Source organism: Poseidonocella sp. HB161398 (genome assembly GCF_005870025.1).
Taxonomy (GTDB): domain Bacteria; phylum Pseudomonadota; class Alphaproteobacteria; order Rhodobacterales; family Rhodobacteraceae; genus Mangrovicoccus.
In genome coordinates this window covers 115,468-141,087 of the sequence record NZ_VATA01000006.1, presented here as the reverse complement: position 1 = coordinate 141,087, position 25,620 = coordinate 115,468, and the positions used below count along the sequence as shown (strand labels likewise).

Annotated in this window: 26 protein-coding genes; 10 read left to right on the top strand and 16 right to left on the bottom strand. The window is 69.0% G+C overall.

Annotation, left to right across the window (positions count from 1 at the left end):
• Both FGX59_RS07275 and FGX59_RS07270 read left to right on the top strand, forming a co-directional pair.
• The gene (locus FGX59_RS07275) at window positions 1-549 is read left to right on the top strand and encodes a hypothetical protein (protein WP_240722298.1); all 549 of its coding nucleotides are present in this window, start codon (window positions 1-3) and stop codon (window positions 547-549) included.
• Between the two features lie 57 nt (window positions 550-606).
• A complete protein-coding gene (locus FGX59_RS07270) occupies window positions 607-2,619 on the top strand; it encodes a sigma-54-dependent Fis family transcriptional regulator (protein ID WP_138465866.1) in 2,013 nt (670 codons plus the stop codon).
• A 56-nt stretch (window positions 2,620-2,675) separates the two neighbouring features.
• On the opposite strand, the gene FGX59_RS07265 is transcribed toward FGX59_RS07270, so the two are convergent.
• The 16 genes from FGX59_RS07265 to FGX59_RS07190 form a co-directional block, all read right to left on the bottom strand.
• Window positions 2,676-4,247 (bottom strand): GMC family oxidoreductase, encoded by a 1,572-nt coding sequence (locus FGX59_RS07265; protein ID WP_138465865.1) that lies wholly within the window; start codon window positions 4,245-4,247, stop codon window positions 2,676-2,678.
• 15 nt (window positions 4,248-4,262) lie between these two features.
• A complete protein-coding gene (locus tag FGX59_RS07260; RefSeq protein WP_138465864.1) occupies window positions 4,263-4,793 on the bottom strand; it encodes a Twin-arginine translocation pathway signal in 531 nt (176 codons plus the stop codon).
• 42 nt (window positions 4,794-4,835) lie between these two features.
• On the bottom strand, window positions 4,836-5,231 hold the full coding sequence (locus FGX59_RS07255; RefSeq protein ID WP_138465863.1) for a VOC family protein: 396 nt from the start codon (window positions 5,229-5,231) through the stop codon (window positions 4,836-4,838).
• Window positions 5,232-5,331: 100 nt separating this feature from the next.
• A complete protein-coding gene (locus FGX59_RS07250; protein WP_138465862.1) occupies window positions 5,332-5,622 on the bottom strand; it encodes a ribbon-helix-helix domain-containing protein in 291 nt (96 codons plus the stop codon).
• Window positions 5,623-5,766: 144 nt separating this feature from the next.
• Window positions 5,767-6,810 carry an NAD(P)-dependent alcohol dehydrogenase gene (locus FGX59_RS07245; RefSeq protein ID WP_138465861.1) on the bottom strand — a complete coding sequence of 348 codons (1,044 nt, stop codon included), beginning with the start codon at window positions 6,808-6,810 and terminating at the stop codon, window positions 5,767-5,769.
• 57 nt (window positions 6,811-6,867) lie between these two features.
• Window positions 6,868-8,502 (bottom strand): chaperonin GroEL, encoded by a 1,635-nt coding sequence (gene groEL / locus FGX59_RS07240; protein WP_138465860.1) that lies wholly within the window; start codon window positions 8,500-8,502, stop codon window positions 6,868-6,870.
• A gap of 59 nt (window positions 8,503-8,561) precedes the next feature.
• On the bottom strand, window positions 8,562-9,365 hold the full coding sequence (locus tag FGX59_RS07235; RefSeq protein WP_138465859.1) for an iron-sulfur cluster assembly protein: 804 nt from the start codon (window positions 9,363-9,365) through the stop codon (window positions 8,562-8,564).
• A gap of 4 nt (window positions 9,366-9,369) precedes the next feature.
• The gene (locus FGX59_RS07230; RefSeq protein ID WP_138465858.1) at window positions 9,370-10,392 is read right to left on the bottom strand and encodes an amidohydrolase family protein; all 1,023 of its coding nucleotides are present in this window, start codon (window positions 10,390-10,392) and stop codon (window positions 9,370-9,372) included.
• Between the two features lie 78 nt (window positions 10,393-10,470).
• On the bottom strand, window positions 10,471-10,842 hold the full coding sequence (locus FGX59_RS07225; protein ID WP_138465857.1) for an MmoB/DmpM family protein: 372 nt from the start codon (window positions 10,840-10,842) through the stop codon (window positions 10,471-10,473).
• Window positions 10,843-10,870: 28 nt separating this feature from the next.
• Window positions 10,871-11,935 (bottom strand): aromatic/alkene monooxygenase hydroxylase subunit beta, encoded by a 1,065-nt coding sequence (locus FGX59_RS07220; RefSeq protein ID WP_138465856.1) that lies wholly within the window; start codon window positions 11,933-11,935, stop codon window positions 10,871-10,873.
• Between the two features lie 50 nt (window positions 11,936-11,985).
• Window positions 11,986-13,041 carry a 2Fe-2S iron-sulfur cluster binding domain-containing protein gene (locus FGX59_RS07215; RefSeq protein ID WP_138465855.1) on the bottom strand — a complete coding sequence of 352 codons (1,056 nt, stop codon included), beginning with the start codon at window positions 13,039-13,041 and terminating at the stop codon, window positions 11,986-11,988.
• Window positions 13,042-13,124: 83 nt separating this feature from the next.
• Window positions 13,125-14,789 (bottom strand): aromatic/alkene/methane monooxygenase hydroxylase/oxygenase subunit alpha, encoded by a 1,665-nt coding sequence (locus tag FGX59_RS07210; RefSeq protein WP_138465854.1) that lies wholly within the window; start codon window positions 14,787-14,789, stop codon window positions 13,125-13,127.
• Window positions 14,790-15,261: 472 nt separating this feature from the next.
• Window positions 15,262-16,518: an RNA polymerase subunit sigma-54 gene (locus FGX59_RS07205; protein WP_138465853.1), complete on the bottom strand. Its 1,257-nt coding sequence runs from the start codon at window positions 16,516-16,518 to the stop codon at window positions 15,262-15,264.
• 20 nt (window positions 16,519-16,538) lie between these two features.
• Window positions 16,539-16,718, bottom strand: coding sequence for a hypothetical protein (locus FGX59_RS07200; protein ID WP_138465852.1), 180 nt, complete (start codon window positions 16,716-16,718; stop codon window positions 16,539-16,541).
• A 29-nt stretch (window positions 16,719-16,747) separates the two neighbouring features.
• Window positions 16,748-17,875 (bottom strand): WD40 repeat domain-containing protein, encoded by a 1,128-nt coding sequence (locus FGX59_RS07195; RefSeq protein ID WP_138465851.1) that lies wholly within the window; start codon window positions 17,873-17,875, stop codon window positions 16,748-16,750.
• Window positions 17,872-18,141: a hypothetical protein gene (locus FGX59_RS07190; RefSeq protein ID WP_138465850.1), complete on the bottom strand. Its 270-nt coding sequence runs from the start codon at window positions 18,139-18,141 to the stop codon at window positions 17,872-17,874. The genes FGX59_RS07195 and FGX59_RS07190 overlap by 4 nt, the downstream gene beginning before the upstream one ends.
• A 531-nt stretch (window positions 18,142-18,672) precedes the next feature.
• Between FGX59_RS07190 and FGX59_RS07185 the strand changes: the two genes are divergently transcribed.
• The 8 genes from FGX59_RS07185 to FGX59_RS07150 are packed head-to-tail and all read left to right on the top strand — an operon-like array spanning window position 18,673 to window position 25,618.
• Entirely contained in the window at window positions 18,673-19,383 is a 711-nt protein-coding gene (locus FGX59_RS07185; protein WP_138465849.1) for a GntR family transcriptional regulator, read from the top strand.
• A 2-nt stretch (window positions 19,384-19,385) separates the two neighbouring features.
• Window positions 19,386-20,384, top strand: coding sequence for an ADP-ribosylglycohydrolase family protein (locus FGX59_RS07180; RefSeq protein ID WP_138465848.1), 999 nt, complete (start codon window positions 19,386-19,388; stop codon window positions 20,382-20,384).
• Window positions 20,384-21,292, top strand: coding sequence for a PfkB family carbohydrate kinase (locus FGX59_RS07175; RefSeq protein ID WP_138465847.1), 909 nt, complete (start codon window positions 20,384-20,386; stop codon window positions 21,290-21,292). Before FGX59_RS07180 ends, FGX59_RS07175 begins: the two co-directional genes overlap by 1 nt.
• Window positions 21,293-21,351: 59 nt before the next feature.
• Window positions 21,352-22,389 (top strand): PotD/PotF family extracellular solute-binding protein, encoded by a 1,038-nt coding sequence (locus tag FGX59_RS07170; protein WP_138465846.1) that lies wholly within the window; start codon window positions 21,352-21,354, stop codon window positions 22,387-22,389.
• 34 nt (window positions 22,390-22,423) lie between these two features.
• On the top strand, window positions 22,424-23,287 hold the full coding sequence (locus tag FGX59_RS07165) for an ABC transporter permease (protein ID WP_138465845.1): 864 nt from the start codon (window positions 22,424-22,426) through the stop codon (window positions 23,285-23,287).
• Window positions 23,284-24,069 (top strand): ABC transporter permease, encoded by a 786-nt coding sequence (locus tag FGX59_RS07160; RefSeq protein WP_138465844.1) that lies wholly within the window; start codon window positions 23,284-23,286, stop codon window positions 24,067-24,069. Before FGX59_RS07165 ends, FGX59_RS07160 begins: the two co-directional genes overlap by 4 nt.
• Window positions 24,069-25,082 carry an ABC transporter ATP-binding protein gene (locus tag FGX59_RS07155; RefSeq protein ID WP_138465843.1) on the top strand — a complete coding sequence of 338 codons (1,014 nt, stop codon included), beginning with the start codon at window positions 24,069-24,071 and terminating at the stop codon, window positions 25,080-25,082. The genes FGX59_RS07160 and FGX59_RS07155 overlap by 1 nt, the downstream gene beginning before the upstream one ends.
• Entirely contained in the window at window positions 25,079-25,618 is a 540-nt protein-coding gene (locus tag FGX59_RS07150; protein ID WP_138465842.1) for a cysteine hydrolase family protein, read from the top strand. The genes FGX59_RS07155 and FGX59_RS07150 overlap by 4 nt, the downstream gene beginning before the upstream one ends.
• The last annotated feature ends 2 nt before the right edge of the window (window positions 25,619-25,620 follow it).

The window sequence follows — 25,620 nt, the reverse complement described above, 5'->3', positions numbered from 1 at the left end:
ATGATATGTATCAAAATATTACGTTGCGAAAACATGTCTCCATGGCTAGGTTTTCCGCCAGGGAGAGGTGCATTGGATATCATAAACAAACGCGAGGGCCCGCGTCCCGAGGACGTGCGAGCGAAACGCCTGATATCTGAGAACGCGGCGACAATCCGGAAGCTTGCGGACCAGATAAGCGGCGGCGGCTATTCTGCAATGCAGAACCGCCAGAAACAGGAGGCGCCCAGGCCGGACGGGCTCGTCCTTCACGACATGGGCGGGGCGGCGAAAGCGCTGGAACCCGAACCCTATGTCAGGATCAGCCTGAATGGGCGCGTGGTTCTGACCTGCCGGAGAACCGGCCGGCAGATCCAGCTTCTGGGCGAAATCAGGCACGGATTTCCCGCCGGGACCTTCCGGATCGCAACTGCGGAGCGCGGCTATCTCTCGCCGGTGGCGGACGAAATGCTCGGCGCCATCGGAGAGCTCGACGGCTGCGAGATCGGCTCCGCCATGCCGGAGGCGGACCTTGCCGCCGAGCTGGAGCGGCGCCTCGGCCTCGGCTGACGCCCTCACGAGACATAGGCCGCCACGTCGCAAGACCCGGAAATCAATGAGAGATCCATGTCACGCAGCAGCTACTTCGACAAGATCCGGAAGACCGGCCCGGGGCCGGCCGCGGAACGGGACTATTCCGAGGCGAGCACGCGCAAGGCCTGGGAGACCTATGTCTCGGGCGCCTGCGACGATGGCAGGCCGCTGCCGATGGTTCGCTCGGAGATCGTCCAGTCCTGGCGGCGCAGCCTGATTTCAGGGGTCGACGCCTCGCGGGCGGCCTCGCGCAAGATCGTCGAGTCGAACGAATTGGCGCGGCTCCGGCGCAAGAACGAGGCGCTGCGCAATGCCGCCCGGGCGGCGTTTTCGCGGCTGGCCCCGCATTTGTCCGAAGCCAAGGCCATTCTGATCCTGACCGACCGGAATGGCGTCATCATCGAGGCGATCGGCGACAATTCCGTGATCGACCAGGGACGGGAAATCCACCTGGAAGTCGGCGGGGTCTGGAGCGAAAATGCCATCGGGACAAACGGAATCGGCACGGCGCTGAAAACCGGAAAGCCGACCTATGTCCATGCCGCAGAGCATTTCTGCGAGGGCGTCAAAAGCTGGACCTGCGCCGGGGTGCCGATTTTCGATCCTTTCGACCGCAGCGTGATCGGCGTGGTGGATCTGTCCGGCCCGCCGCAGATCTTCCGCAAGCACAATATCGCGCTGGTCGTCGCCGCGGGACGGGAAATCGAGATCGCCCTGGCCGAACACCAGCGGCGCGAGCGCACCATCCTGCTGGAGGCGTTCCTGAATTCCGAAACCGGCCTTTCGAGCCGCAGCGTGCTCCTGCTCGACAATAGCGGGCGCATCGTCTACCGCCGCGGGCTCGAGGACCGGCTGGAGCTGCCGAAGCCCGAATTCGCCGTCGGCCGCCAGCTGCTGCCGCTGACCTCCTCCATGTCCGAGCCCGATATCCGCGCCGCGCTGCCGCCCGATCTGGAGACCTCCGGGATCGAGCGGCTGACCTGCGACGGCCGGCTGCGGGGGGCGGCGCTGTTTCTCGGCGACGGGCGGCGGCCCGCGCCGCGGGCGGACAGCCATGTGCGCATCAAGCCGCGCGCCAATGTCGACGAGGACGAGATCGTCATCGTCGGCGAGGCGCCGAAGATGCTCGAGGCGATCGAGCTGGCCGAGCGCGCCGCCGAGGCCAATGTCACCATCCTGGTCCATGGCGAGACCGGCGTCGGCAAGGAGCTCTTCGCGCGGCTGGTCCATAGCCGCCTGCCGGGGCGGACCGCGCCCTATGTCACCGTGAACTGCGCGGCGATCTCGAAGGATCTGGTCGGCGCCGAGCTCTTCGGCCATGTCGAGGGCGCCTTCACCGGGGCGGTGCGCGGCGGCAAGCCCGGCAAGTTCGAGCTGGCCGATGGCGGCGTGCTGTGCCTCGACGAGATCGGCGACATGCCGATCGAGCTGCAGCCCTACCTGCTGCGCGCGCTGGAGCAGCGGGCGATCTACCGCATCGGCGACAGCACGCGGCGCCCGGTCAATGTGCAGCTCGTCGCGATGACCAACCGCGACCTGCGCAACGACATCGATACCGGCCGCTTCCGCCGCGACCTGTTCTACCGCATCGGCATCATCACCATCGACGTGCCGCCCCTGCGCGAGCGCGGCGCGGATATCCGCCAGCTCCTGCGCTATTTCAACGAGATGTTCGCCCGCCGTTTCGAGCGCGAGCCGCTGGCCTTTTCCGATCCGGCGGTGGCCTGCCTCGAGGCGCATCGCTGGCCCGGCAATGTCCGCGAATTGCGCAACCTGATCGAACGGCTCTACCTGCTCAGCGTTTCGGGCCGGGTCGGCCCCGGGGACCTGCCGCGCGAGATCCGCGACCCGCAGATCGGGCTGATGGCGATGGACATCTCGGGCGAGGAGGCGGCCGTCTCCAGCCTGGAGAATGTCGAGCTGATGGCGATCCGGCGGGCGATGCGCTCGGCCAACGGCAATCTCACGCGGGTGGCGGCGGCGCTGGGGATCTCGCGGCCGACGCTCTACCGCAAGATCAAGCAGTACGGCATCCCGCGCTACTGACCGCGCTATTGGCCGCGCTATTGGCCGGGACGCGCGGAAGCGCCCCGGCCGGATGGTCAGAGATTGCCTGCCGACATCTCGCTGGCGATATGGTCGGCCTGGCGGATGGCCAGCGCGACGATCGTCAGCGTCGGGTTCTCGGACGCGCCGGTCGTGAATTGCGACCCGTCCGAGACGAAGAGATTGGCGATGTCGTGGCTCTGCCCCCAGCGGTTCACCACCCCGTCGCGCGCATTCTCCGACATGCGGTTGGTGCCGAGGTTGTGGGTCGAGGGATAGGGCGGCGTCGGGAAGGTCCGGGTCGCGCCGACCGCCTCGTAGATCGCCTTACCCTGGGCATAGGCATGGGCACGCATCGCCAGGTCGTTGGCGTGGTTGTCGGAATGGACATTCGCCGCCGGCAGCCCGTAGGCATCCACCAGATCGGCATTGAGGGTGACGCGGTTGGTCTCCTGCGGCATGTCCTCGCCGACGATCCAGAGCCCGGCCATGTTCTCGTAGGAATCGAGCGCGGTGGCGAATTCGCGGCCCCAGCCGCCCGGATCGAGGAAGGCCGCCATGAAGGGCAGGCCCAGCGACAGCGTCTCCATCTCGTAGCCGCCGACGAAGCCGCGCGAGGGATCGTGCCGCGCCTCGTCCTGGATGATCCCGGCCATGGTGGTGCCGCGCCACATCCGCACCGGTTTGTCGAAGGTCGCGTAGACCGAGCCCGTCAGGTGGCGCATGTAGTTCCGCCCGACCTGGCCCGAGCTGTTGGCCAGCCCGTCGGGGAATGTCGAGGAGGCCGAGTTCAAGAGAAGCCGCGGGCTTTCGATCGAATTGCCCGCCACGCAGACGATCCGCGCCTTCTGCATCTGCAGCGCGCCGTCGGCGTCGAAATACTCCACCCCCGTCACCTTGCCCGTGTCGTCATGCAGGATGCGCGCGACATGGCTGCGCTCGCGCACTTCGAGATTGCCGGTCGCCTCGCCGCGCGGGATGTCGGTATAGGCGGCCGACCACTTGGCGCCCCATTTGCAGCCCTGGAAGCAGAAGCCGGTCTGCTGGCAAGCCATGCGGTCGTCATTCTCGGCCGAGTTGATCGCCATCCGGCCGGTATGGACCTCCTTGTAGCCGAGCGCCCGCGCCCCGGCCTCGAGCACCTTGAAGTTGTTGTTGCCCGGCAGGCCCGCGCGGCCGCCGGTGCGGGTGACGCCCAGCTTCTCCTCGGCCTTGTCGTACCAGGGCGCCATCTCGGCGGCGTCGATCGGCCAGTCGATCAGGTTCGCCCCCTCCACCGCGCCGTAGCTGCTCAGCGCCTTCCACTCGTGCTCCTGGAAGCGCAGCGAGGCGCCCGCCCAGTGAATCGAGGTGCCGCCCACCGCCTTGACGATCCAGGCGGGCAGACCGGAGAAGTCGCGCGCCACGCGCCAGTCGCCGCTGGTGCTGCGCGGATCGAGCCAGGAGAGCTGGCCGAAGGCCTCCCATTCGTCATTGACGTAGTCGTCGGGCAGGTAGCGCGCGCCGGCCTCCAGCGAGACGACGCTGACGCCCTTCTGGGCCAGCTCGTTGGCGAGGACGCCGCCGCCCGCGCCGGTTCCGATGATGACGACAACGCTGTCGTCGTTCATGTCAAATGGTGCAGTCATTCCGGTTCCCTCCCCTCAGAGCCAGGAAATGTCGTCGAAGCCGCGGTCGATATAGCCGCCCTTCGAATAGCTCTCGCCCTCGTAGCCGAAGATCGGCCAGACGGCTTTCTGGTTGTAGAGCCCGGTGACCAGCCCGCCGCGGACGGTCTGGAAGAAGGCGCTGTCCTCCATGCCGCGCAGGATGTCGACGCGGTCGCGCTCCCATCCGGTGCCGAGATAGGAGCCGAAGCCCTTCTCCGCGGCGGCCGCGTCCAGCGCGGCGACCCCGGCTTCGATATCCGCCGAGACGGCCGGATCGTCATAGCCCTTGACCGCGATGGCGTAGTTCTCGTCCGGCACCTTGTCATGGGGGTAGATGTCGCGCGCCATCTGGATCAGCGTCGCCATCGTCCCGGGCGCCAGTGTCGTCACCTCCAGCGCCCAGGCGCCGGATTTCCCGGCGACATAGCCCGCGCCCACCAGGAACGCCGTTCCCGCCGCCATGCTCCGTGCCAGGAGCTGGCGCCGCGTCATCGCGCGCGGGTCTGCGTTAGTATCCTTCGGCATAGTGTCCTCCTCCCTGAAGACGTCCGCTAAAAGGGAGCCGGTTCAGGCGAACCGGCCGCTGCGTTGAAGCACTTCGATCTGGTATCCGTCGGGATCCGCCACGAAGAAGAAGCGGGCGATCAGCGTGCCGTCCCGCTCGAATTCGACGATCTTGCGCGGCTTGAAGCCGGCCGCCTCGAAGCGGGCATGCTCGGCATCCAGATCGTCGACGCTGAAGGCCATGTGGCCGTAGCCGCTGCCCAGCTCGTAGGGCTCTTGCGTCCCCTTGTTGATCGTCAGTTCCAGCTCGAACGCCGCCTCGCCGTTCCACAGGTAGACGAGCGTGAAGCTGTCGAAATCCAGCCGGTCGCTTTCGGTCAGCCCGAAGGCCTCGCGGTAGAACGCCACCGAGCGTGCCTCGTCGAGCACGCGGATCATCGAATGTATTGCCTTGGCCAAGTTCCCTCTCCTCCGGTCCCTGACTGTCCAGGGTCCCAGGATAGCCGCGGCTGCGCCCCGCCCTGGTAGTAAGCTGCTACTACGGCGGGCGGAAAATGCGCTATTCGGCGGCAACCCCGAGCCCCGGCCCGGCCTTGGCCTCGATATGCACGAGGCAGGCGCAGCGCAGCAGCGAGGTGAAGTTGCTGGGCTCCCCGCGAAGCTGCAGCACTTCGGAATGAAGCGTCGACAGGAAGACCGGCGTGCTCAGGCCCTGTCCGGCCGCGATCTCGTCGATGATCGCCCAGAAGGAGTTCTCGAGCCGGATCGAGGTGCTCTGCCCGTTGAGCCGCAGCCGCCGCGTGGTGGAGGCGTATCGCTGCGGGTCCTGCCCCGAGAACATCTGGCACATGGTCTGGCTCCTCGCTCTGCCGTCCCGGGCGGTGCCCGGCGCGGAGATGACGGCAGCCTGTCGTCCATGGGTAAGGAGGCCGGAGGGCCCTGTCCACCGAGACATTGGTATCCGCTCCGGCACCGGATCCCGCCGGCCTGCCGGTCAGGGGACGATCACGCCGCGGCCCGTGAAGCGGCGGTGCTTGAAGTCGTCGATCGCCTGGTTGATGTTCGCCAGCTTGTACTCGGTCTGGTGCATCCGCACCTTGCCGTCGGCATTCAGCTCCATCAGCTCGACCAGCTCGGTATAGTCGCCGACCAGGCTGCCGCCGATCTTGATCTCGTTGACGACCAGTTCCAGCGTCGGGATCTCGATCTTGCCGCCATAGCCGACGACGATCATCTCGCCGCCCTTGCGCAGGAGCTTCCAGCAGATGTTCTCCACCCCCAGCTCGCCGACGAAGTCGATCACCACATGCGCCCCGCCGCCCGTCAGGTCGCGGACCTGCTCCACCAGGTCCGGCCCGCCATCGAGCACCGTGTCCGCGCCAAGCTCCTTCGCCAGCACCTGCGCCGCGGGCTCGCGGTCCACCGCGATGATGCGCGCGCCGCTGGTGTGCTTGAGGCATTGCAGCGCGATATGGCCGAGCCCGCCGACGCCCAGGATCACGCAGGCCGCGCCGGGATGCATCAGCCCCGCGGCGCGCTTCGCCGCGCGGTAGGCGGTGATCCCGGCATCGGCCATCGGCGCCACCTCCAGCGGCGTGATCCCGGTGTTGAGCTTGATCAGCGAGCGCTCCGAGGTCTTGAAGTACTCGGCGAAGCCGCCGTCGAGACCGAGCCCGGGAAACAGGCTGTGCTCGCAGTACATGTCATGGCCGTAGCGGCAGTTCAGGCAGATGCCGCAGCTCTGGTGCGGATGGCAGATCACCGCGTCGCCGGGCTTGACCGAGGTCACGGCGCTGCCGACATCCTCCACCCAGCCGGCATTCTCGTGGCCCATCACATAGGGCAGCAGGCTGCCCTTGGCGTCCATGATGTCCTTCCAGACGCCTTCGATGATATGCAGGTCGGTGCGGCAGAGCCCGGCCGCACCGACCTTCACGACCACCTCGTCCGGGCCCGTGACCGTCGGAGGAGACACGTCTTCGATCCGGAGCTCGACATTCATCGCGGGGTCGTATTCGTAGAGTCTTGCAGCTTTCATCGGTTCCTCCCCTGAGCTGGCATGGCAGGCCCGCGCCGGTCGCGCGGGCCGGAGGGATCAGGCGCGGCCGAGCCGCTCGGCACCGCCGCCGAGCGCCGGACCCTCGGTCGGGTCGGCCTCGCCCTCGGCAAGGTCGCCGACCAGCGTCTCGGTGGTCAGGATCAGCGTCGCGACCGAGGCGGCATTGACCAGCGCGCTGGCCGGCACCCGCGCCGGGTCGATGATGCCGGCCGCGAACATGTCGCCATAGCTGCCGTCGGCGGCGTTGTAGCCATGGCCCGGCGCGCCCTCCTCGGTCACCGCGCGGACGACGCTGGCCACATCCGCCCCGGCATTCGCGGCGATGCGCATCATCGGCTGGGTCAGGACCGAGCGCACCAGCGCCACGCCCTTGCCGACATCGCCAAGCACATGCACCTCGTCGAGCACGGGGGCGAGCTGCGCCAGCGCCACGCCGCCGCCTGCCACGACCCCGTCCTCGGCCGCCGCCTTCACCGCGCAGAGCGCATCCTCGATCAGCTGGATCTTGCGCTTCTGCTCGACCGGGGTGAAGCCGCCGGCATAGATGATCGCGCTGCCTCCCGAGAGCTTGGCCAGCCGCTCGCGCAGCTTGTCCTGCTCGATATTGGGCGGCGCGGCGTCATGCTGGCGCTGCACCTGCGCCCGGCGCGCGGCAATCGCGGCGCGGTCGCCCTCGCCGCGCAGCACCGCCGTGACCGAGGCCGTCGCGCGGACCATCTCGCAGCCGCCGAGCTGCGCCAGGGTGACATTCTCCAGCTTGCGGCCAAGATCGCGGGCCAGCACCTCGCCGCCCGTCAGGATCGCCAGGTCGTCCATCATCGCCGAGCGCCAGTGGCCGTATTCCGGCGGATGCACGATCAGGTACTTGCCCGCCCCGCCGTCGTCGAGCAGCGAGACCACGACCTCGGGCGCGATCTCCTCGGCGACGATCATCAGCGGGCGCTTCTCCGCCGCCGCGATTTCCCGCGCCCGGTCCAGCATGGCGGGCTTCAGGATCTTCTGGTCGGTCAGCAGGATCAGCGGGTGGCGCAGAACCGCGGCCATGGCGTCGCGGTCGGTGACCATGTGGTGCGAGATATAGCCCCGCTCGAAGGACATGCCCTCCATCACCTCCATCGTGGTCTCGATGGTGACGCCGAAATCGGCGCTGATGACGCCCTCGCGCCCGACCTTGCGATAGGCCTCGGCGACGAGATCGCCCAGCTCGGCCTCGGTCGCCGAGACCCGCGCCACGGCATCGAGATATTCGGGATGCTCGGCGCAGTCGCGCGAGGAGGCGTCGAGCGCGGCCACGACCCGCTCCACCGCCATGTCGATCCCGCGGCACAGATCGACCGGGCGCGCGCCGTTCTCGGTCAGCACCACGCCCTTCTGGATCAGCGCATTGGCGAGCACGATGGCGGTGGTGGTGCCGTCGCCCGCGACCTCGTTGGTCTGCATCGAGACCTCGCGCACCACCTGCGCACCCATGTTCTCGAACCGGTCGGCCAGCTCGATCTCGCAGGCGATGCTGACCCCGTCGCGGGTGATCAGCGGGGTGCCGACCGGGCGGTCGACCATCGCGTTCAGCCCCTTGGGGCCCAGCGTCGGCTCGACCGCGGCGGCCAGCCGCGCCACGCCGCGCGCCAGCGCGCTGCGCGCCGAACGGCCGTGAACTAGTAGTTTCGACATATTGTCCTCCCTTCACCCGGCGGGATGCCGCGGGTGCCTTCCAGGTCGTTTCGTTGGTGTCAGGACCGGCCCTCCGCCGCCTCCCGCGGCGGCACGCGGCCGACGATGAAATCCACGAGCGTCGGGCCCTCGGGCCCGATCTCCACCTCCTTGTAGCGGGCCGCGGCCAGTCCCCGGCAGAGCGCGCCGTTGAACTCCATGTTGATCCGCGTCGCCCGCAGGCGTGCCAGATGCGCGGGCAGTTCCGCGGCGCCGATCGCCCCTCCGTCCCAGCGGGGAAAGGCCGGATCGTCCGGCGCCCGCGCCAGCCCCCGCTCGAGCAGGAGCGCGCGGTAGCGCGGCCGCTGCCGCGCCGCCTCCGCCCCGGAAAGGCCCGCGCGATCCAGATCGCCGAGCGTCATTGCCGCGATGGCCGCGTCGTCCCGGCCCGCGGCCCGAAGGCCGAGGATCACCGCCTCCTGGCGGCGGTCGAAGGCCTTCGCCAGGAAGGTCCCGGCCACGTCCGACAGGTCCGCCCCGTCGCAATGCGCGGCGAAGACCTCGGCGAAGTCGCGCCCGCCATTGACCGCCTCGTTCACCTTCTCGCCGAGGCAGTGGTCAAGCAGCGTCACCCTTGCGGCGCGCACCCAGGGCAGGGCCATGATCTCCCGGCGGATGCCGATGCTCATGAGAAAGGCGAAATTGGGCGAGCACCAGTAGGTCGGCAGGCGGAAATCGACCTCCACCCGGCAGGCATCGGCGACCGCTACGCGCTCGACGAAGCCCATTTCGGTCACCGGCTCGTCGAGCTCGGGATCGGTGACGCGCTCCAGCACCTCCCAGATCTCGAGCTCGAGCCCCTCGCGTATGAAGCGCCGCAGCATCGGCCTACTCCGCCGCCATGGCGACCGGCCGGGCGCCGAGCTGCTTCATCTTGGCCTCGACATCGATGCCGTAGAGCCGCGCCGCGTTCAGCCCCAGGATCTTCTCCTTGACCGCATCGGTCAGCTGGACGCCGCGCTCCTCGGCGATGTCCCCGGGCAGCTGGAAGTTCCAGAACCGCTCCACCAGCCATTTCGGCGTCCAGATCGCGTAGTCCGAGCCGAACAGGATCTTGTCCTCGCCGATCCAGAACAGCAGCTCCGCCAGCACCTCGGCGAAATAGCGCGGCCGGGTGTGGATGAACGGCAGCGCCACGGCGAGCCCGCCGAAGACATTGGTCTCCTGCGTGGCGATCCAGCAGAAATCGTCCAGCCGGGGCAGGCCGCAATGCTCGACGATCCAGTTGAGGTTCTGGAAATCGGTGGCGGCATAGTCCACATCGGCCACGTCGAAGGCGTCGCGCGACAGCGGCAGGATGGTCGGCCCCTTGTGGACATGGATGTTGCGGATCCCCAGCTTGTCGCAGAGCTCGAAGCAGCGGTAGGCGGCGGGATCGTTCAGCGCCCAGCCCTTGCTGTCGCCGTTCCACTCGGCCGTGTACATCTTCACGCCGGTGATATCGAACTCCTCCTTCATCCAGTGGATGTATTCCAGCGCCTTCTCGCCGTCGCGCGGATCGAAGGTGCCGTTGATGATGAAGCGCTCGGGATGGCGGGCGGCCATGGAATGGCTTCGGCCGATCTCGGAGAAGCCGGTCTTGTAGAAATCCGACAGGTAGGTCGACTGGATGATCGCCATGTCGTCCGGCCCGTCGACGAAGAGGTCGCGGTAGACGTCGTCCTCGGTCGGCTTCTCGAACCGCGCCTTCTCCCACAGCTCCTCCTTCGGGCTGAGATTGGCGTGATAGGCGTAGAAGCAGTCGATGAACTGCTTGCCGTGGACATTCGCCTGGTTCTCCGGGCTGCCGTCCCAGAAATGGGTGTGGCCGTCGAGAACGAAGATCTCTTTTCCGTCGGGTGTCTTGTACATTCTGTCCTCCCATGTCGTCGCGGCTGGCTGCACGGGGACCGGCGCGCCGCACCGGCCCCCTGGCGGGCGTGGCGGCGATCAGATGTATTCCATGACCTCGTCCATGTTCCCGAACAGGATCACGGTGTTGTCGTCCACGCGGACCATGCGGCCGTAATGGGTGGAGGTGTTGACCTCGAAGGTCTCGGCGGTCATGTCGCGGCCGAGGAACTCGCTGATCTCGTCCATCTTGAAGATCAGCTTGCCCTCGCCGTCGAGCCGGATCGTGGCCGGGTTGTAGGTCACGGTCACGCCGGGGTCGTTCTCGCTCATGAACTCGGCGATGGCCCGTGCCTCGACGGAGTCGTTCATCGTCACCCCGCATTGATGCGAAATCGACTGGTCGAAGGTGATGTCCTTCATCGACTTGAAGATATTGCCCTTCGATGCGTCGCGCGCAGTTGTGGACATGGCGGTCTCTCCTTGATGCTGGGAAGGGTTAGCGCGAGAGCCCGAGCTCGCCGAGGATCTGGCCGATGCGCTCGTGCGACACGGCCCTGGCATCCTCGAAGGAGACGGGCTTCGAATGCGGCTGCGACCAGATCGGCTGCAGCGCGGCGGCGGCGGCATCGGCCAGCGCGCCGTGGCGGGTGACCCAGGCCTGGAAGAGCTCGCGGTTCTGCGCGCCGTATTCGGCGTCATTGGCCAGCAGGTAGACGAGGTCGATCGTGTTGGCGAGGTTGCGCTCGTAATCCGCCTCTGCCGCCGCGATCACCGAGGGGGTGATGAAGTCGTTATTCGCCGCCCCCGCCTGCATGAAGAAGCCCGAGCGGACGAGCTCGCCCACCAGCGGCTCGAAGACGATGTTGATGGCGAAGTACTGCTCCAGGTAGTCGGTCGCCCCCATGATCGTCTCGACCGCCTCGCGGGTCGGCTGCCAGATCGGGTCCTCCAGCCAGGCGGTCTTGCCCTTCGTGTCGTCCCAGCCGGGGATGTCCATGCCGATCTCGGCGAGATAGAGCGTGATGTCCTGGCTGAGCCGCATCTTGTAGGAGGAATTGGTCAGCGTGGCGTTGTTGATCATCTGCGTGTAGCCGTAGCGCTGCGCCTGCATCAGCGAAGTCGCCAGGCCGAATTCGGCATGCTTCCAGGCGCCCAGGTGCTTCTGCAGGATCTCGGTCCAGGCCCGGTCGAAGGCCGCGGGCGCGCCCGCCTTGCGGGCATTGGCGATGACGCTCTGCACCGTGGTCTCGATCTTCGACTGGCGCTGGAAATGGGTGCGCTCCCATTCCTGGTCGGGCGCGCGGAAGGCGTGCCAGTTGGACGACTTCACCGCGGTCGAGTCCTTGGTATAGGCGCCGCTGCCCTTGCCGCCCTCGAACGAGATGATCCAGTCCTGGATCAGGTAGCGCTCGGGATCGGGCTGGACGTCGACGGTGACGTCCTCGTAATGCGTCGCGCGCTTGCCGCGCGGCTCGTAGTAGTTGTACTTGCGGCTCCTCGATCCGATGAAGGTCGCGGCACCTGCCGCCCCGGATCCCACCGAGCTTGATGTTGCTACCATGTTGGCCTCCCTGAAGTGTTGGTTCGTGTCACGGGTCGCGCCCCGGCCGGTCAGGCCGCGGAGCCTGTCGTCGGCGTGAACTTGTCGTAGAAGATCCGGTCCGTATCGAAGTCCTGCATGAAGAGGACCGGGGTCAGCGCGTCGATCATCGGCGGCGGGCCGCAGGCATAGACGTCGCCCTGCCCCTCGAGCCCCAGCTCGCGCAGCCGCCGGTCGACCACCTCGTGGACGAAGCCGGTCTCGCCCGCCCAGCCCGCATCCTCGCCGGCATGGCTGAGCACCGGGATGAAGGTCACGCCGGGGTTCGCCTCGGTCAGCGCCGCGATCTCGTCGAGCTTGAACAGATCGGCCTGCGTGCGGGCGCCGTAGAAGAAGAAGACCGGGCGGTCCTCGCCGCTGGCGAGGTGGTCGTTGAGGATCGACCAGACCGGCGACATGCCCGATCCCGCGCCGACCAGGATCACCGGTCCTTGCCGCTCTTCGCGCCGGAAGCACATCCCGTAGGGTCCGCAGACCCGGACCTCGGCTCCGGCGCGGATTCCGCCGTCGTCGAGCTCGTTGGAGAAGCGTCCGTCGGGGTACTTCTTGATGATGAAGGAGAGCTTCTGGGCTTCGCCCGGCGAATTTGCCATGGAGAAGGACCGCGTAATCTCCTCCCCTTTTTCGGTCCTGACGGTGATGTCGACATACTGGCCCGCCCAGAATTTGAGAGGCGCATCCAGCTCGATCTGCACGCCCCGGATGTCATGGGTCAGCTTGCGGAACTCGGTGATCCGGCCGCTGAACTCCTTCACCGGAATGGACTTCGACAACAGCTCCTCGTCGTAGTTCAGAAGCTCGATCTCGATGTCGCTATGCGCCATCGTCCGGCACATCAGCACATGGCCGCTGTCGCGCTCCATGTCGTTGAGCGCGAAGGTCGAGTATTTCAGCATCTCGGACTCGCCGTCGAGCTGGACGCATTTGCAGGCGGAGCACTGCCCCTCCTTGCAGCCATGCGGCAGCGCGATGCCCTGCCGGAAGGCCGCGTCGAGGATGGTCTCGTCCTCCTCGACCTCGAATTCCACGTCGACAGGCATCAGCCGGACCGTATAGGTCTCTGCCATGTCCCTTCCCTCCCTGGTCGTGGGTGCGCCCGCGGGCGCGCGTCGTCCGGAGAGGGCCGCGACCGCGGCCCCCTCCCGCCTGGTCAGTTGCAGGGGTTGATCGCGAAGCCCGCGCGGTACTCGGCCAGATGCGCCTCGCGCGCCGCCGGGTCCATCGCGCGCAGCGCGTTGAGCGGCGAGCCCAGCGTGTGGCCGCGGACATGCTCCAGCTTCCACATGTCCTTGTCGTCGAAGCGCAGATGCGGCTGCGGCACCAGCGTCTGGCCGTCCTCGCGCACGAAGTTCAGGTCGACGATCGCATCGGCCAGGTCCCAGCCGTCATAGAGCGTCTCCCATTCGCGCTTGCCCGAGAACTTGCCCATCGCCGGGGTCGGCCGGCCCTGGTACTCGTCCGAGAAGGCCTCGACCGCGGTCCAGCGGTCCAGCTCGTGGGCGAAGGTGTGCAGCTGGCCGTCGATCTCGTCGACCACCAGATCCTCGCGGATGACGCAGGGCACCAGGCTCGACCAGCAGCGGTGCGGATAGACGTAGCCGACATCCTCGTTGAAGGTGATGATCTTTTCGCCGGGCTTCGACAGCTTCCCGTACCAGTTCCAGAAGTCGCCGAACTCGGCATGCCAGCCCGGGTACTTGTGCTCGAACCACTCGAAGTCCTTGTCGGTCTGCGCCTCGATCCGCCAGAAGTTCACCGGCCAGCCGACCGCGAAGAACTGGGCGATCTTGTGGACGTAGTTCTTCTCGGTGATCCGCTTCCAGGCCTCCTGGACGTCGTCGTGATGCACCTTCACGCCGTATTTCTCCAGGGGCAGCATGTAGGTGCGGTAGTAGTCCTCGAAGATCCAGCGGTGCCACATCTCCGCGTAGGATTCCTTCTCCTTGTCGCGGTTGGTGGTGCCGTATTCGATGAAGGTGCCGATGGCGGCATCGACGATGGCGTGGTTCTGCCAGAAGGCGTAGCGCAGGTCGCGCTCCAGCAGCTGGTGGTTCTCCGGCTCCTTCAGCGCCGCCATCAGCATCGAGTGGCCGTTGCCGATATGGCGGCTCTCGTCCGACTGCACCGACAGGAACACCGTGGGCAGGGCGTAGTCGCCGTTGCGCGCGGCCTCGGACGGCATCGCCACGAAGAGCGTGTTGGTGAAGGCGGTCTCCGCGACGACGGTCAGGTACATGCAGGCCGCGGTCATCGTGTCGCCGGTGATGAAGCCCTCGCCGAACTGCCGCCCGATCGTGGTGGCGTAGCACTTGCCGAAGGCTTCCTCGGTGATGTCGAACCCGGCGGGGTCGATGTAGTTCTCCATGTACCATTTCTTCAGGTTCATCTGGATCGTCGAGTGCCGGAACTCGTCGACCATCTGCATGGTGAAGCCGGTGCGCAGATCCTCGCCCGGCGCCAGCCGCGCGACCATCGCCATCGAGCGCGCCGCGGAGATTTCCGGGAAGGGGATGATGGCCAGGAACAGCTTCATCCACTCGATCCAGCGCGGCTCGACATTGCGGAACATGTCGCCGCGCAGCGCCGCGTCGAGCGCCCCGTAGACGCGGTTGTCCTTCTCCTCCTCCATCGGGAAGTAGGAGCGCAGCACCTGCTTCATCGGATCGCGCGGCGCCTTGGTGATCTTGTAGTCGGTGGGGAATGTCGCGGCTTCCTGGACATAGCTGGGGTTCCAGCCCAGATCCGAGATCTTCTTGGTTGCCTCCCCGACGGAGATGCCACGCTGGGACGTGATCTTGTTTAGCGTCAAAGTCATGCCATGAGCCTCCTTTCAAGCTCGGTGACCGGCAGCCCGGCCACGCAGTATGGCGGCAGGCGCCGCCTGGATCGGTCGGCCGGTGCGCCCCTGGCACTCCGGCTCTGCGTCACGGCAAAGGTTGCGGGACGGCCGCCCGGCCCTTCGGCGTCGCGGCATTGCAGCGTCCTGTCCTTCGTTCTTCGGATCCGCCCGGCCGATCCGGGCGGCGTCTTGTGCAGAAGGGATGTGCAAGCGGCTGTCCAGAACGGGCCGTCCGGCCGGTTTTCCGCGTTTTTTTCCGCCCGCCGCCTGCCAAGATGCTGTTCTGTCGGGAAATGAATTTTCGCGATGCATGTTTTCCCGGCGGGGCCGCTCTTCGCCGAAGGCCGGAGGCCCCGGACGCTCCGTCTCCTTCCGTTACAGCCCTGCGTTACAGCTTTCCGGGGTGTTACAGCGCCCGTGTCGCGGCGGCGCGCGCGAGGCGGCGGGATCAGGCGCGCAGGCGCCGCGATGCAGCAGAGGCGAAGCCCGATCTCGCGCGGTATCTCGCTGCCATGCGGCGCGAGACCTCGATGCCCTCGGCTGCCAAGAGCTCGGCCAGGCGGGTGTCGGAGACCGGCGCGGCTGGGTCCTCGCGGCGCAGGATCTCGGCGATGCGCGCCCCCACCCGCGCGCTGGAACAGCCCGAGCCCGATTTCGACACCGCCCCGCAGAGCAGATCGCGCGCCGCGACGATCCCCTGCGGCCCTTCGATCAGGAAGCCGTTCAGGACGCGGCTGACCGTGCTGGCATGGAACCCGGTGGCGGCGGCGATGTCGGCCAGCCGCAGCGGACGCAGCGCGGCGCGCCCGTCCCGGAAATAGTCCTTCTGCATCGAGACCAGCGCGGCGATCACCTCGCGCAGCGCGCCCTGGCGCAGCTCCAGCGCCTGGCAGACCGCCCGCGCCTCCTTCAGCGCCGCGGCCATTTCGGGGCTGCGCGGCCCCGGCGGCAGGGCCGCGACCCTGACGCGCGGCTGCGCCTCCTGCCCGAAGGCCAGCTCGGGCCCCTCCGGCCCCAGCGCGACGACCGCATCCGGCGGGCGCATCGGCACCGGATCGTCCTGGAACCGCGCGCCCGGCTTCGGGTCGAGCCGCCGCAGCCGCGCCAGGCAGGCCGCCAGCACCTCCTCGCCGATCCCCGCCCGCCGCGCCAGCGCGCGCGGCCCGCCGGTCTCGAGCTCCCCGAGATTGCCGAGCACCGCGCGCATCTGCGGATCAAGCGCGCCTTCCTCCTCGAGCTGCAGCGCCAGGCATTCGCCGAGCGAGCGCGCGAAAAGCCCGGCGGGGCTCGCCATCCGCTGCACCTTGCGCAGCACGGCCTCGGCCGTCTCCGCGCTCTCGCCCAGCTCGCGGGCGATCTCTCCGGGCGCGCGGCCGAGCCAGCCGGTCGGCTCCAGCTCGCCGATCAGCGCCAGCACCAGCCGCGCCTCGGGCCCGTCGCGCGCCAGCAGGCCGTGAAGCTCCTGCATGACATGCGCGATCAGCGAGGGCTGCGCCTCCGCCGCCATCGCCTCCAGCCGGTCCGACGCCCCCTGTCCGCTCCAGCGCCCGGCGCGCGGGCGCGCCAGCACCAGAAGCGGGTTGGCGGCGGCCAGCGCCGCCAGATGCGCCTCCAGCTCCGCCGCGGGCAGCGCCAGAAGCGACACCGACAGGCGCAGCGCAAAGCCCTGCCGCAGCCCCTGCTGATGGGCCAGCGCGACCGCCATCGCCCGCTCCGCGGCCTCCGCTAGTGGACCTGGTCGGCGTCCTTGCCGAGCTTGCCCTCGCGGATCCACTGCGCGGCGAGGATCAGCGCCCCCATCGCGAAGTCGCGGCCATGCGCGTCGATCATCTCCTGCGAGATGCCCGCGAGCGCGCCGAAGAACCCGTCCTTGCTCCGCTCTTCCTTCGTAAGTTCCAGCGTCATGATCTTCCTCCCTGAAAACCCTGTGGTTGCTACTTGAACATGTCCTTCGGGAAGGTCGCGATCACGGCGCGCCCGTCGGCGAAGCCGATCGCCAGATGCGCCCCGTCCGCCGACCAGCCGAGCGCCGTCACCGCCGCCCCGGTCCCCTCGTGCAGCATCAGCTCGTCGCGCCCGCCGATCGTAGCGACCGTGACCAGCCCGCTGGCATAGCCCGCCGCGCAGAGGTCGCGGGCGGGATGCACCGCCACACGCTCGACCAGCACGAAGCCCGGCCTGCCGGTCTCGAGCGGCCGCCCCGGATGGCCCGCCGCGGGCAGATCCGGCCCCGCCCAGCCGATGACGCGGTAGCCGCCCGAAGCGACCAGCGCGCCCGTCGGCCCGCGGCTGAACCCGGCGCTCGCCACCGGCGCGGGAAATCCCTCGATCCGCTCCGCGCGATGCGCCCCGGTCTCGACGAGCGCCAGCGCCCGGTCGCGCGTCCCCGCCGCCAGCCAGCGCCCGTCGGGCGACCAGGCCAGGCCCGCCGCCCCGCCCGGGCAGGCGATCCGCGCCTCAATCCCGAGATCGCCGGAAAGCAGCGTGACGCCCTCCGCATCCCGGGCCGCGAACCCCCGCCCGTCCGGGCGCGCGGCCAGTTGCTGCACCGGCGCGCCGAGCCGGGCCGTGGCGATCGCCTCCAGCCCCTCTGCCGCCCGCAGCTCCAGCCGGTCGCCGCGGGCGAGACAGATCCGCGCCGTCCCGGCCGCGCAGAGCGCCGAAATCTCCCCCGCCTCGCCGCGCAGGGCCGGCACCGCCTGGCCGCGCGCCGTCACCCGCCACAGATCCGCCCCGCGCGCCACGGCAAAGCCCTGCGCGCCCAGCGGGCAGATCCCCGGCGCCTCTGGCGCCAGCAGCGGATCGGTAAGCTGCGGCGGCGGCAGCGGCGCCTTGCGCGGCCGGATCGTCGTCCGGCCCAGTTCCAGCTCGCGGCGCATCCGCGTCTCGGGATGCTCGGCATCGGCCACCGGCAGAAGCGCCAGCCGGCCGTCCTTCAACCGGCAGGCCACCGCCGAGAGCGCCGCGTTGAACGCCATCTCCGTCACCGGCTGGCCCAGCGGCCAGGCCCGCGCCAGCAGATCGAACAGCGTGATCGCCCGGATGGGCTTCTGGTCCGTCATCGGTCTTGCTCCTTCCCTGCCGCCGCCAGCTGCGCGTCAAGCGCCGCGATCCGCGCCTCCGCCCTGGCGATCTGCCTGTCGCAGGCCGCCAGCGCGGCCTCCGTCTCCGCCAGCGCCGCCTCCTCCCGGCCGCCGCCGAGCGCCCGGATGCGAAGCCCGGCCCCGGCCTGGCTCAGCCGCAGATGCTCTGCCATCAGCGCCGAGACCGCCTGCACCGCCTCCAGCCGCAGCCGGAGAAGCTCCTGCAGGGGCGCCGCGCCGGTCATGGCCGCACCGGCGGGCGCGGCAGATCGGGCATGGGACGGCTGGAACGGGTCGGCTGCATGGGGTCGCTCTGGCTCCTCTGGTGGCCGCAGAGCGTACAGAGCGGGCCTTGCCGCGCAACGGAAACCCATATTCCAGATGGGGATTTCGCCGGTTTTCCGCCTGTCTCCGGCCGGTCCGTAACGCGCCGTTACACCGCCCGCGGCGGGTCGTAAAACCCTGTGCCGCCATCTGCCCCGCCGTGCTGCGGAGCGGCGGCGTTTCTCGCGCGTGCGGCGAATCACGGCGGCGGGCCGGTCGCCTCAGGAAGGCGCCCGGCCAGGGCCCCCGCCTGTCCGTCCGGCAGGCAAGGCCGGGGCCCGGTGTCTCGGCCCGGCGCATAACGGACAGGCATTTCCGCCAACTTGATCGGCAAATCGCGCCATTTTCGCCTAAAAAGTGATCTTCAGATGCAGGAATTCCCGCCGGAATGCAGAATCCTGTTTGCGAACCTGTCTGTACCTGTACGTTTACAGGGAGAGACAGGAGACCGCATGCCCCCACCCGCAGCAGAGACCAAGTCAGAGCGCATCGCGCGGCTGCTCGAGGCCGAAATCCGGTCGGGCGCGCTGCATGACGGCGCCGCTCTGTCGAGCGAGAGCGCGCTGGTCGTCCGCTTCGCCGTGTCCCGCGCTACCATCCGCAAGGGGCTGAGCATCCTGTCGGAAAAGGGCCTGATCCGCACCAAGGTCGGGATCGGCTCCTTCGTGACCTTCGGCGGCGCGGTGATCGACAGCGGCCCCGGCTGGAGCGTCGCGCTGTCCGGCGGCGAGGCCCGGCTGGGCGCGCGCATCCTGCGGATCTCGCGCATCGGCATGGATCTGGACCTGCCGCATATCCCCGCCGGAACCGAGGTGCTGGCCGTCGACCGGCTGCGCTTCCGCGAGGAGACCGGACAGGGGCTGACGCTGGAGCGCGCCCGTGTCCCCTGGCGCGCGGATCTGGCGCCGGTGCTCGAGGCCGGGCTGGAACAGGGCTCGCTCAGCCGCACGCTCGCCGCGCGCGGGCTGGTCCCCGCCTCGGGCGAGGAGCGCGCCAATGTGCTGCTCTCGCTGCCTGCCGCCGACGCGGCGCTGATGGGCCGCCGCCCCGGCGAGCCGATGCTCCGCCTGCGCCGCCTGACGCGCGATGCCGAGGGCGGAATCGTAGAATTTGTCGAAAGCCTGCTCGATCCGGGCGTTTTCGGCCTGCACGTGGAATTCTGAAGATGACTGACACCTCCCCCTTCCCGCGCGCGCTGGCGGCGCTGACCGGCCTGGCCATGGGCGACGCGCTCGGCATGCCGGCCCAGACGCTGCCGCGCGAGACGATCCGCGCCCGCTATGGCCGCATCGAGGATTTCGTCGCGCCCTTCGACGGCCATCCGGTCTCGCACGGGCTCGGCCCCGCGCAGGTGACCGACGATACCGAGCAGGCGCTGCTCTTGGCACGCCGCCTGATCGCCGAGCCGGGCGGCTTCGACGACCGCGGCTGGGCGCAGGACCTGCTGGACTGGGAGGCCGATATCCGCGCCAAGGGGCTGTCGGACCTGCTCGGCCCGTCCTCGCGCCGCGCGATCGACGCGCTCCTCGCCGGGGCGGCACCGGAAGAGACCGGCCGGACCGGCACCACGAACGGCGCGGCGATGCGCATCGCGCCGGTCGGCATCATGACCCCGCCCGTCCCGGCGGAGATCTGCGCCGCCACCGCCCGCACCTGCCGGGTGACGCATAATACCGGCGAGGCGATCGCCGCCGCCGCCGCCGTCGCCATGACCGTCAGCTGCGGCATTGCCGGGATGGATTTCGAGATGGCCATCGGCCGGGCGCTCGAGGCGGCGCGGCTCGGCCAGTCGATGGGCGGCGCCACCGGCGAGCCCGACATGGCCGGGCGGATCGAAGCCGCGCTGAAAGTCGCCGAAACCGGCGATATCGAGGCGCTGATCGCCGCCACCGGCACCTCTGTCGCCAGCCGCGAAAGCGTCGCCTGCGCCTTCGGCCTCCTCCGCCTGGCCGGAGACGACCTCTGGCAGGCGCTGGTCGCCGCGGCCAATATCGGCGACGACACCGACACGATCGGCGCCATCACGGGCGCCATGGGCGGCGCCACCGGCGGCCGCCTGCCCGGCGCCGCCACCGACCGGATCCGCGCCGCCAACGACCTGCCGCTGGAAGATATCGCCGAGGGGCTGCTGGCGCTGCGCGCCCAGGCGGAGGTGCAGGCCTGATGGGCGCGCTCCTGCAGATGACCGGCCCGGTGATGGACCTGGTCTACAAGGTCCGCGCCCTGCCCCGGCGCGGCGAAGAGGCGGTCGTCACCGGCTTCGCGCTCTGCCCCGGCGGCGGGTTCAACGCCATGGCCGCGGCCCGCGCCGCGGGCATGGAGGCGGCGCTCGGCGGCTCGCTCGGCACCGGCCCGATGGCCGCGACGCTGGCACAGGCGCTGGCCGAGCAGGGCATCGCCTGCGCCCGCCCCGCGCTGCCGGACCGCGACCAGGGCTGCTGCAGCGTGCTGGTCGAACCCGATGGCGAACGCAGCTTCGTCGGCTTCCCCGGCGCCGAAGGCGAGGTCACGGCCGACGCGCTGGCCGCGATCGACCTGTCCGGCACCGGCTGGGTCATGGCCTCGGGCTATTCGCTGCACTATCCCGGCGCGCGCGGCGCTCTGGCCGCCTGGCTCGGGGCGCTGCCCCCGTCGGTCCGCCTGCTCTTCGACCCCTCGCCGGTCGTGGCCGAGCTGCCGCAGGAGGCGCTGGCCCCCGTGCTGGCCCGCGCCGACTGGATCAGCGCCAATGCCGCCGAGGCCGAGGTGCTGACCGGGCTGGACGATCCCGCCGAAGCCGCCGCCGCGCTGGCATCGGGGCGCGCGGGCGCGCTGGTGCGCCGCGGCGCCGATGGCTGCCTCCTGGCCACCGCCGCGGGCATCGAGACCATTCCCGGCCATCCGGTGGACCCGCTCGACACCAACGGCGCGGGCGACTGCCATATCGGCAGCTTCATCGCCGAGCTCGCCGCCTCGGGCGATCCGCTGCGCGCCGCGCGCTACGCCAATATCGCCGCGGCCCTCTCGACCACCCGCGAGGGCCCGGCCACGCCGCCCGCCCGCAGCGAGGTGCTGGGCCTCATGCAGGCCTGAAACCGCCAACGACAAGCGGGCCGCCAATGCCCCGGACCCATTCCGACAAGGAGACCAACATGAAATCCGCCTTCCTTCTCTCCCTCTCCGCGCTGGCGCTTTCCGCCTCCGGCGCGCTGGCCGACGAGATCCGCGTCCTCAACTGGCAAGGCTACGGCACCGATCTCGACTGGTCGCTCAAGGCCTTCGAAGAGGCCACCGGCCATACGGTCGTGCACGAGTACTTCAACTCCGAGCAAGAAATGCTCACCAAGATGCGCACCAATCCCGGCGCCTATGACGTCGTGCTGGTGAACGCGATCTACAACCCGCAGGCCACCGAAGAAGGCCTGCTGGCGCCGATCGACACCTCCGCGCTGGAGAACTACGCGGGCATCCCCGCCGATTTCGCGGAAAGCGACCTGGTGACCGAGGGCGGCGAGGTCTACGGCGTGCCCTGGACCTGGGGCGTGACCTCCTTCGCGGTGAACACCCAGGTCTTCGACCCGGTGCCCGACACGCTGGACGTGCTGTGGGATCCGGCCCATGCCGGGCGCGTCTCGATCCGCGACGACGCGGTGGAGGCGATGCAGATCGGCGCGCTGGCGACCGGCCAGGGGATCAACGACATCCAGGATCTCGACGCGGTGAAGGCCAAGCTCGAGGCGCTGATGCCGCAGGTCCGCACCTTCTGGGGCAGCGAGAACGACTGGAACCAGTACATGGCCGCGGGCGAGTTCGACGTGGCGACCTACTGGTCGGGCTCGGCGGCGCGCTCCGCCGCGATGGGGCTGCCGGTGGAATTCGTGGTGCCGAAGGAAGGCGCGATCGGCTGGCTCGACAGCCTGACGATCCCGGCCACCTCCGAGCACAAGGAGGCCGCCGCCCAGTTCATCGACTGGATGATCGACCCGGAATTCTACGTGAAATGGGACGCCGAGGGCGCGCCCGCCTCGGCCAATGCCGATGCCGCGGCCGCGCTCGACGAGACCGCCTTCAACCGCCGCGTGCTGGGCGATCCCGAGGTCGCCGCGCGCGTCCAGTTCCAGACCCCGGTCGATGACGACACCCGCCAGCAGTACCTGGAGATCTGGCAGGCGCTGAAGGCCGCCCAGTAAGCCCGAGCGGCACCCAAGGAAACGGAGGACCGGCATGGCCGAACTCGTCACCCCGGCGGAACGCAGGCGCCTATTCACCCTGCTCTCCCCGGCCTATCTCTGGCTGTTGGTCGCGGTGTTCCTGCCGCTCTCGGCCATGCTGTTCTTCAGCTTCCTCACCGATATGCCCCAGGACGCCCCGGACTGGGGCGTCACGCTGGGCAACTACGCGGAATTCCTGACGAATCCGACCTACTCGACGCTGCTGGCGAAATCGCTGAAGCTCGCCGTGACGGTGACGTTCTTCTGCGTGCTGATCGGCTATCCCTGCGCGCTGGTGCTGGCGAAATCCATCAAGGGCCGCTCGCGCGAGGCGCTGTTCCTGATGGTGATCCTGCCCTTCTGGTCGAACTCGCTGGTGCGCATCTTCTCCTGGGCGATCGTGCTCAGGGGCAATGGCGTGCTGGAGCGCGCGATCAACTTCGTGCTGCCCTTCGACGTGCGGCTGAACCTGATGTTCACCACCGACGCGGTGGTGATCGGGCTGGTGCACAGCTACCTGCCCTACGTGATCCTGACCTTGTACCTGGCGCTGCAGGCGGTCGATGACGACCTGATCGACGCGGCCCGCTCGATGGGCGCCTCGAAACTGACCATCCTGCGCCGCATCCTGCTGCCGCTGTCCCTGCCGGGGCTCCTCGCCGGCGCGGTGCTGGTCTTCGTCCCGGTGGTCGGGTCCTTCATGGAGCCGCGCATCCTCGGCGGCCGCATGGGCACCTATTACGGCACCGTCATCGAGGACCAGTTCGTCGCCGTCTACAACTGGCCGCTCGGCGCGGCGCTGTCCTTCATCCTGCTCGCCGTGGTCATCGTGATCCTGGCCGCCGCGAGCCCCGTGCTGAAAAGGGCGCAGACATGACCCGCTCCCCGCTCGTGCTCCTCGGCAAGATCTGGCTCGCGCTGATCCTGGTCTTCCTCTACGCGCCGATCCTCGTGATGGCGGCGATGTCCTTCAACGCCTCGCCCTTCTACCAGCTGCCCTTCCAGTTCTCGACCGACTGGTACGCCAAGATGGCCGGGAACCAGCAGATCATCACCGCCGCGATCCGCTCGGTGCTGATCGCCTGCGGCACCACGGTGATCGCGACCTGCCTCGGCACCGCCGCCTCGGTCGCGCTCTTCCGCTACGAGTTCCGCGGCAAGCGCATCCTGCAGGTGCTGCTGTTCCCGCCGATCGCGATCCCGTGGCTGATCACCGGCACCGCGATGCTGGTCTTCTTCTTCGCCATCGGCATCGGCCGCGGCACCCCGGCCGTCGTGATCGGCCATGTCGCGCTGGCGCTGCCCTATGTCATCGTCACCGTCTCGGCGCGGCTCTCCAGCTTCGACGTCACGCTGGAAGAGGCCGCGCGCTCGATGGGCGCCAATGCCTGGACCGTGCTCAGCCGCGTCACCCTGCCCTGGATCGCCCCGGGGATCGTCGCGGGCGCGCTCTTCGCCTTCGCGGTCAGCTTCGACCAGTTCGTGGTCAGCTACTTCCTGTCCGAGCCCGGCGACAGCACCCTGCCGGTGCTGATCTACACCGCGATCCGCAAGGGCTTCACCCCCGAGATCAACGCGATCTCCACCATCATCGTCACCGTCTCCATGGCGGTCATGTTCCTCGCTGCCCGCTTCTCGAAATTCGGAGGGTCCCGCTGATGTCCCGCGTCGACGTTGCCAATGTCACCAAGAAATTCGGCCAGGCGGTTGCTCTGGACGACGTGTCGATCACCTTCGAGGATGGCGGGTTCTTCGCCCTTCTCGGCCCCTCGGGCTCGGGCAAGACCACGCTGCTGCGCACCATCGCCGGGTTCTACTTCCCCGAAGCGGGCACGATCCGCATCGGCGAGCAGAATGTCGAGACCGTGCCGGTCGAGAAGCGCGACATCGGCATGATGTTCCAGAACTACGCGCTCTTCCCCAACATGTCGGTCGCCGACAACGTGGGCTTCGGCCTGCGCGTCCGCAAGACCCCCGCCGCCGAGGAGAAGCGGCGCATCGCCGAGGCGCTGGAGCTGGTCCAGCTCGGCGCCATGGCCAACCGCAAGCCCTCGCAGCTCTCGGGCGGCCAGCGCCAGCGCGTCGCGCTCGCCCGCGCCATCGTCACCAATCCCCGCGTGCTGCTTCTCGACGAGCCGCTCTCGGCGCTCGACAAGACGCTCAGGGTCGACATGCAGATCGAGCTGAAGCGCATCCAGCGCGAGATCGGCATCACCACGATCTTCGTCACCCATGACCAGGAAGAGGCGCTGACCCTGTCGGACCGGATCGGCATCCTGAAGGCCGGGCGCATCGTCCAGGCGGGCCCGCCGCGCGAGGTCTATGACCGCCCAATCGACGCCTTCGCCGCTGGCTTCCTCGGCGAGGCGAACTGGCTGCCCGAGGCGGCGCTTTCCGGCCTCTCGCTGCCCGGATCGCCCGGCGGCCGCCGCTTTGCCACCCGCCCCGAGATGCTGTCGATCTCGGCCGAGGCGCCGGGCGAGGGACGCAACGCGGTCAAGGGACGGCTGCAGCAGCGGGTCTTCGCCGGGGCGATGGCGACCTGCCTCGTCGATGTCGCGGGCCAGCAATGGAAGCTCGTCGCCCGCGACCGCGACATCCCCGAGCTGCCCGGCGGCGGCGAGGTCTGGCTGAGCTGGGATCCCGCCGACACGCTCGCGGTCCCGGCATGAGCGACTGGCTCCTCGTCGTCGACATGCAGCCGGGCTTCGGCCATCCCGACAGCCCCTGGTGCACGCCGGGCTATGACGCGGTGGCCGAGCGGACCGGCCGGCTGGTGGCCGCCTATGGCGAGCAGGTGCTCTTCACCCGCTTCCTGCCCCCCGCCGCGCCGCAGGGCGCCTGGCAGCCCTATTACGACCGCTGGCCCTTCGCGGTCGATCCGGCCCGCGCCGCGCTCTGGGATCTGGATCCCCGCTGGGCCGGGCGCAGCAGCATCTCGAGCCCGCGCTTCGCCAAATGGCGCGAGGCCGCACCGCATCTGCCCGGCGATGCCACCCTGGCGATCTGCGGCGTGGCCACCGATTGCTGCGTGCTGGGCACCGCCGTCGAGGCGGTGGATGACGGCCGCCATGTCCGGCTGATCGCCGATGCCTGCGCCGCCGGGACGCCCGCGCTGCACGAGGCGGCGCTGACGGTGATGCGGGACCGCGCGCCGATGCTGGTCCTGACCGACACCGCCGCCGAGCTGGCGCTGCGGGCGGGCTGAGC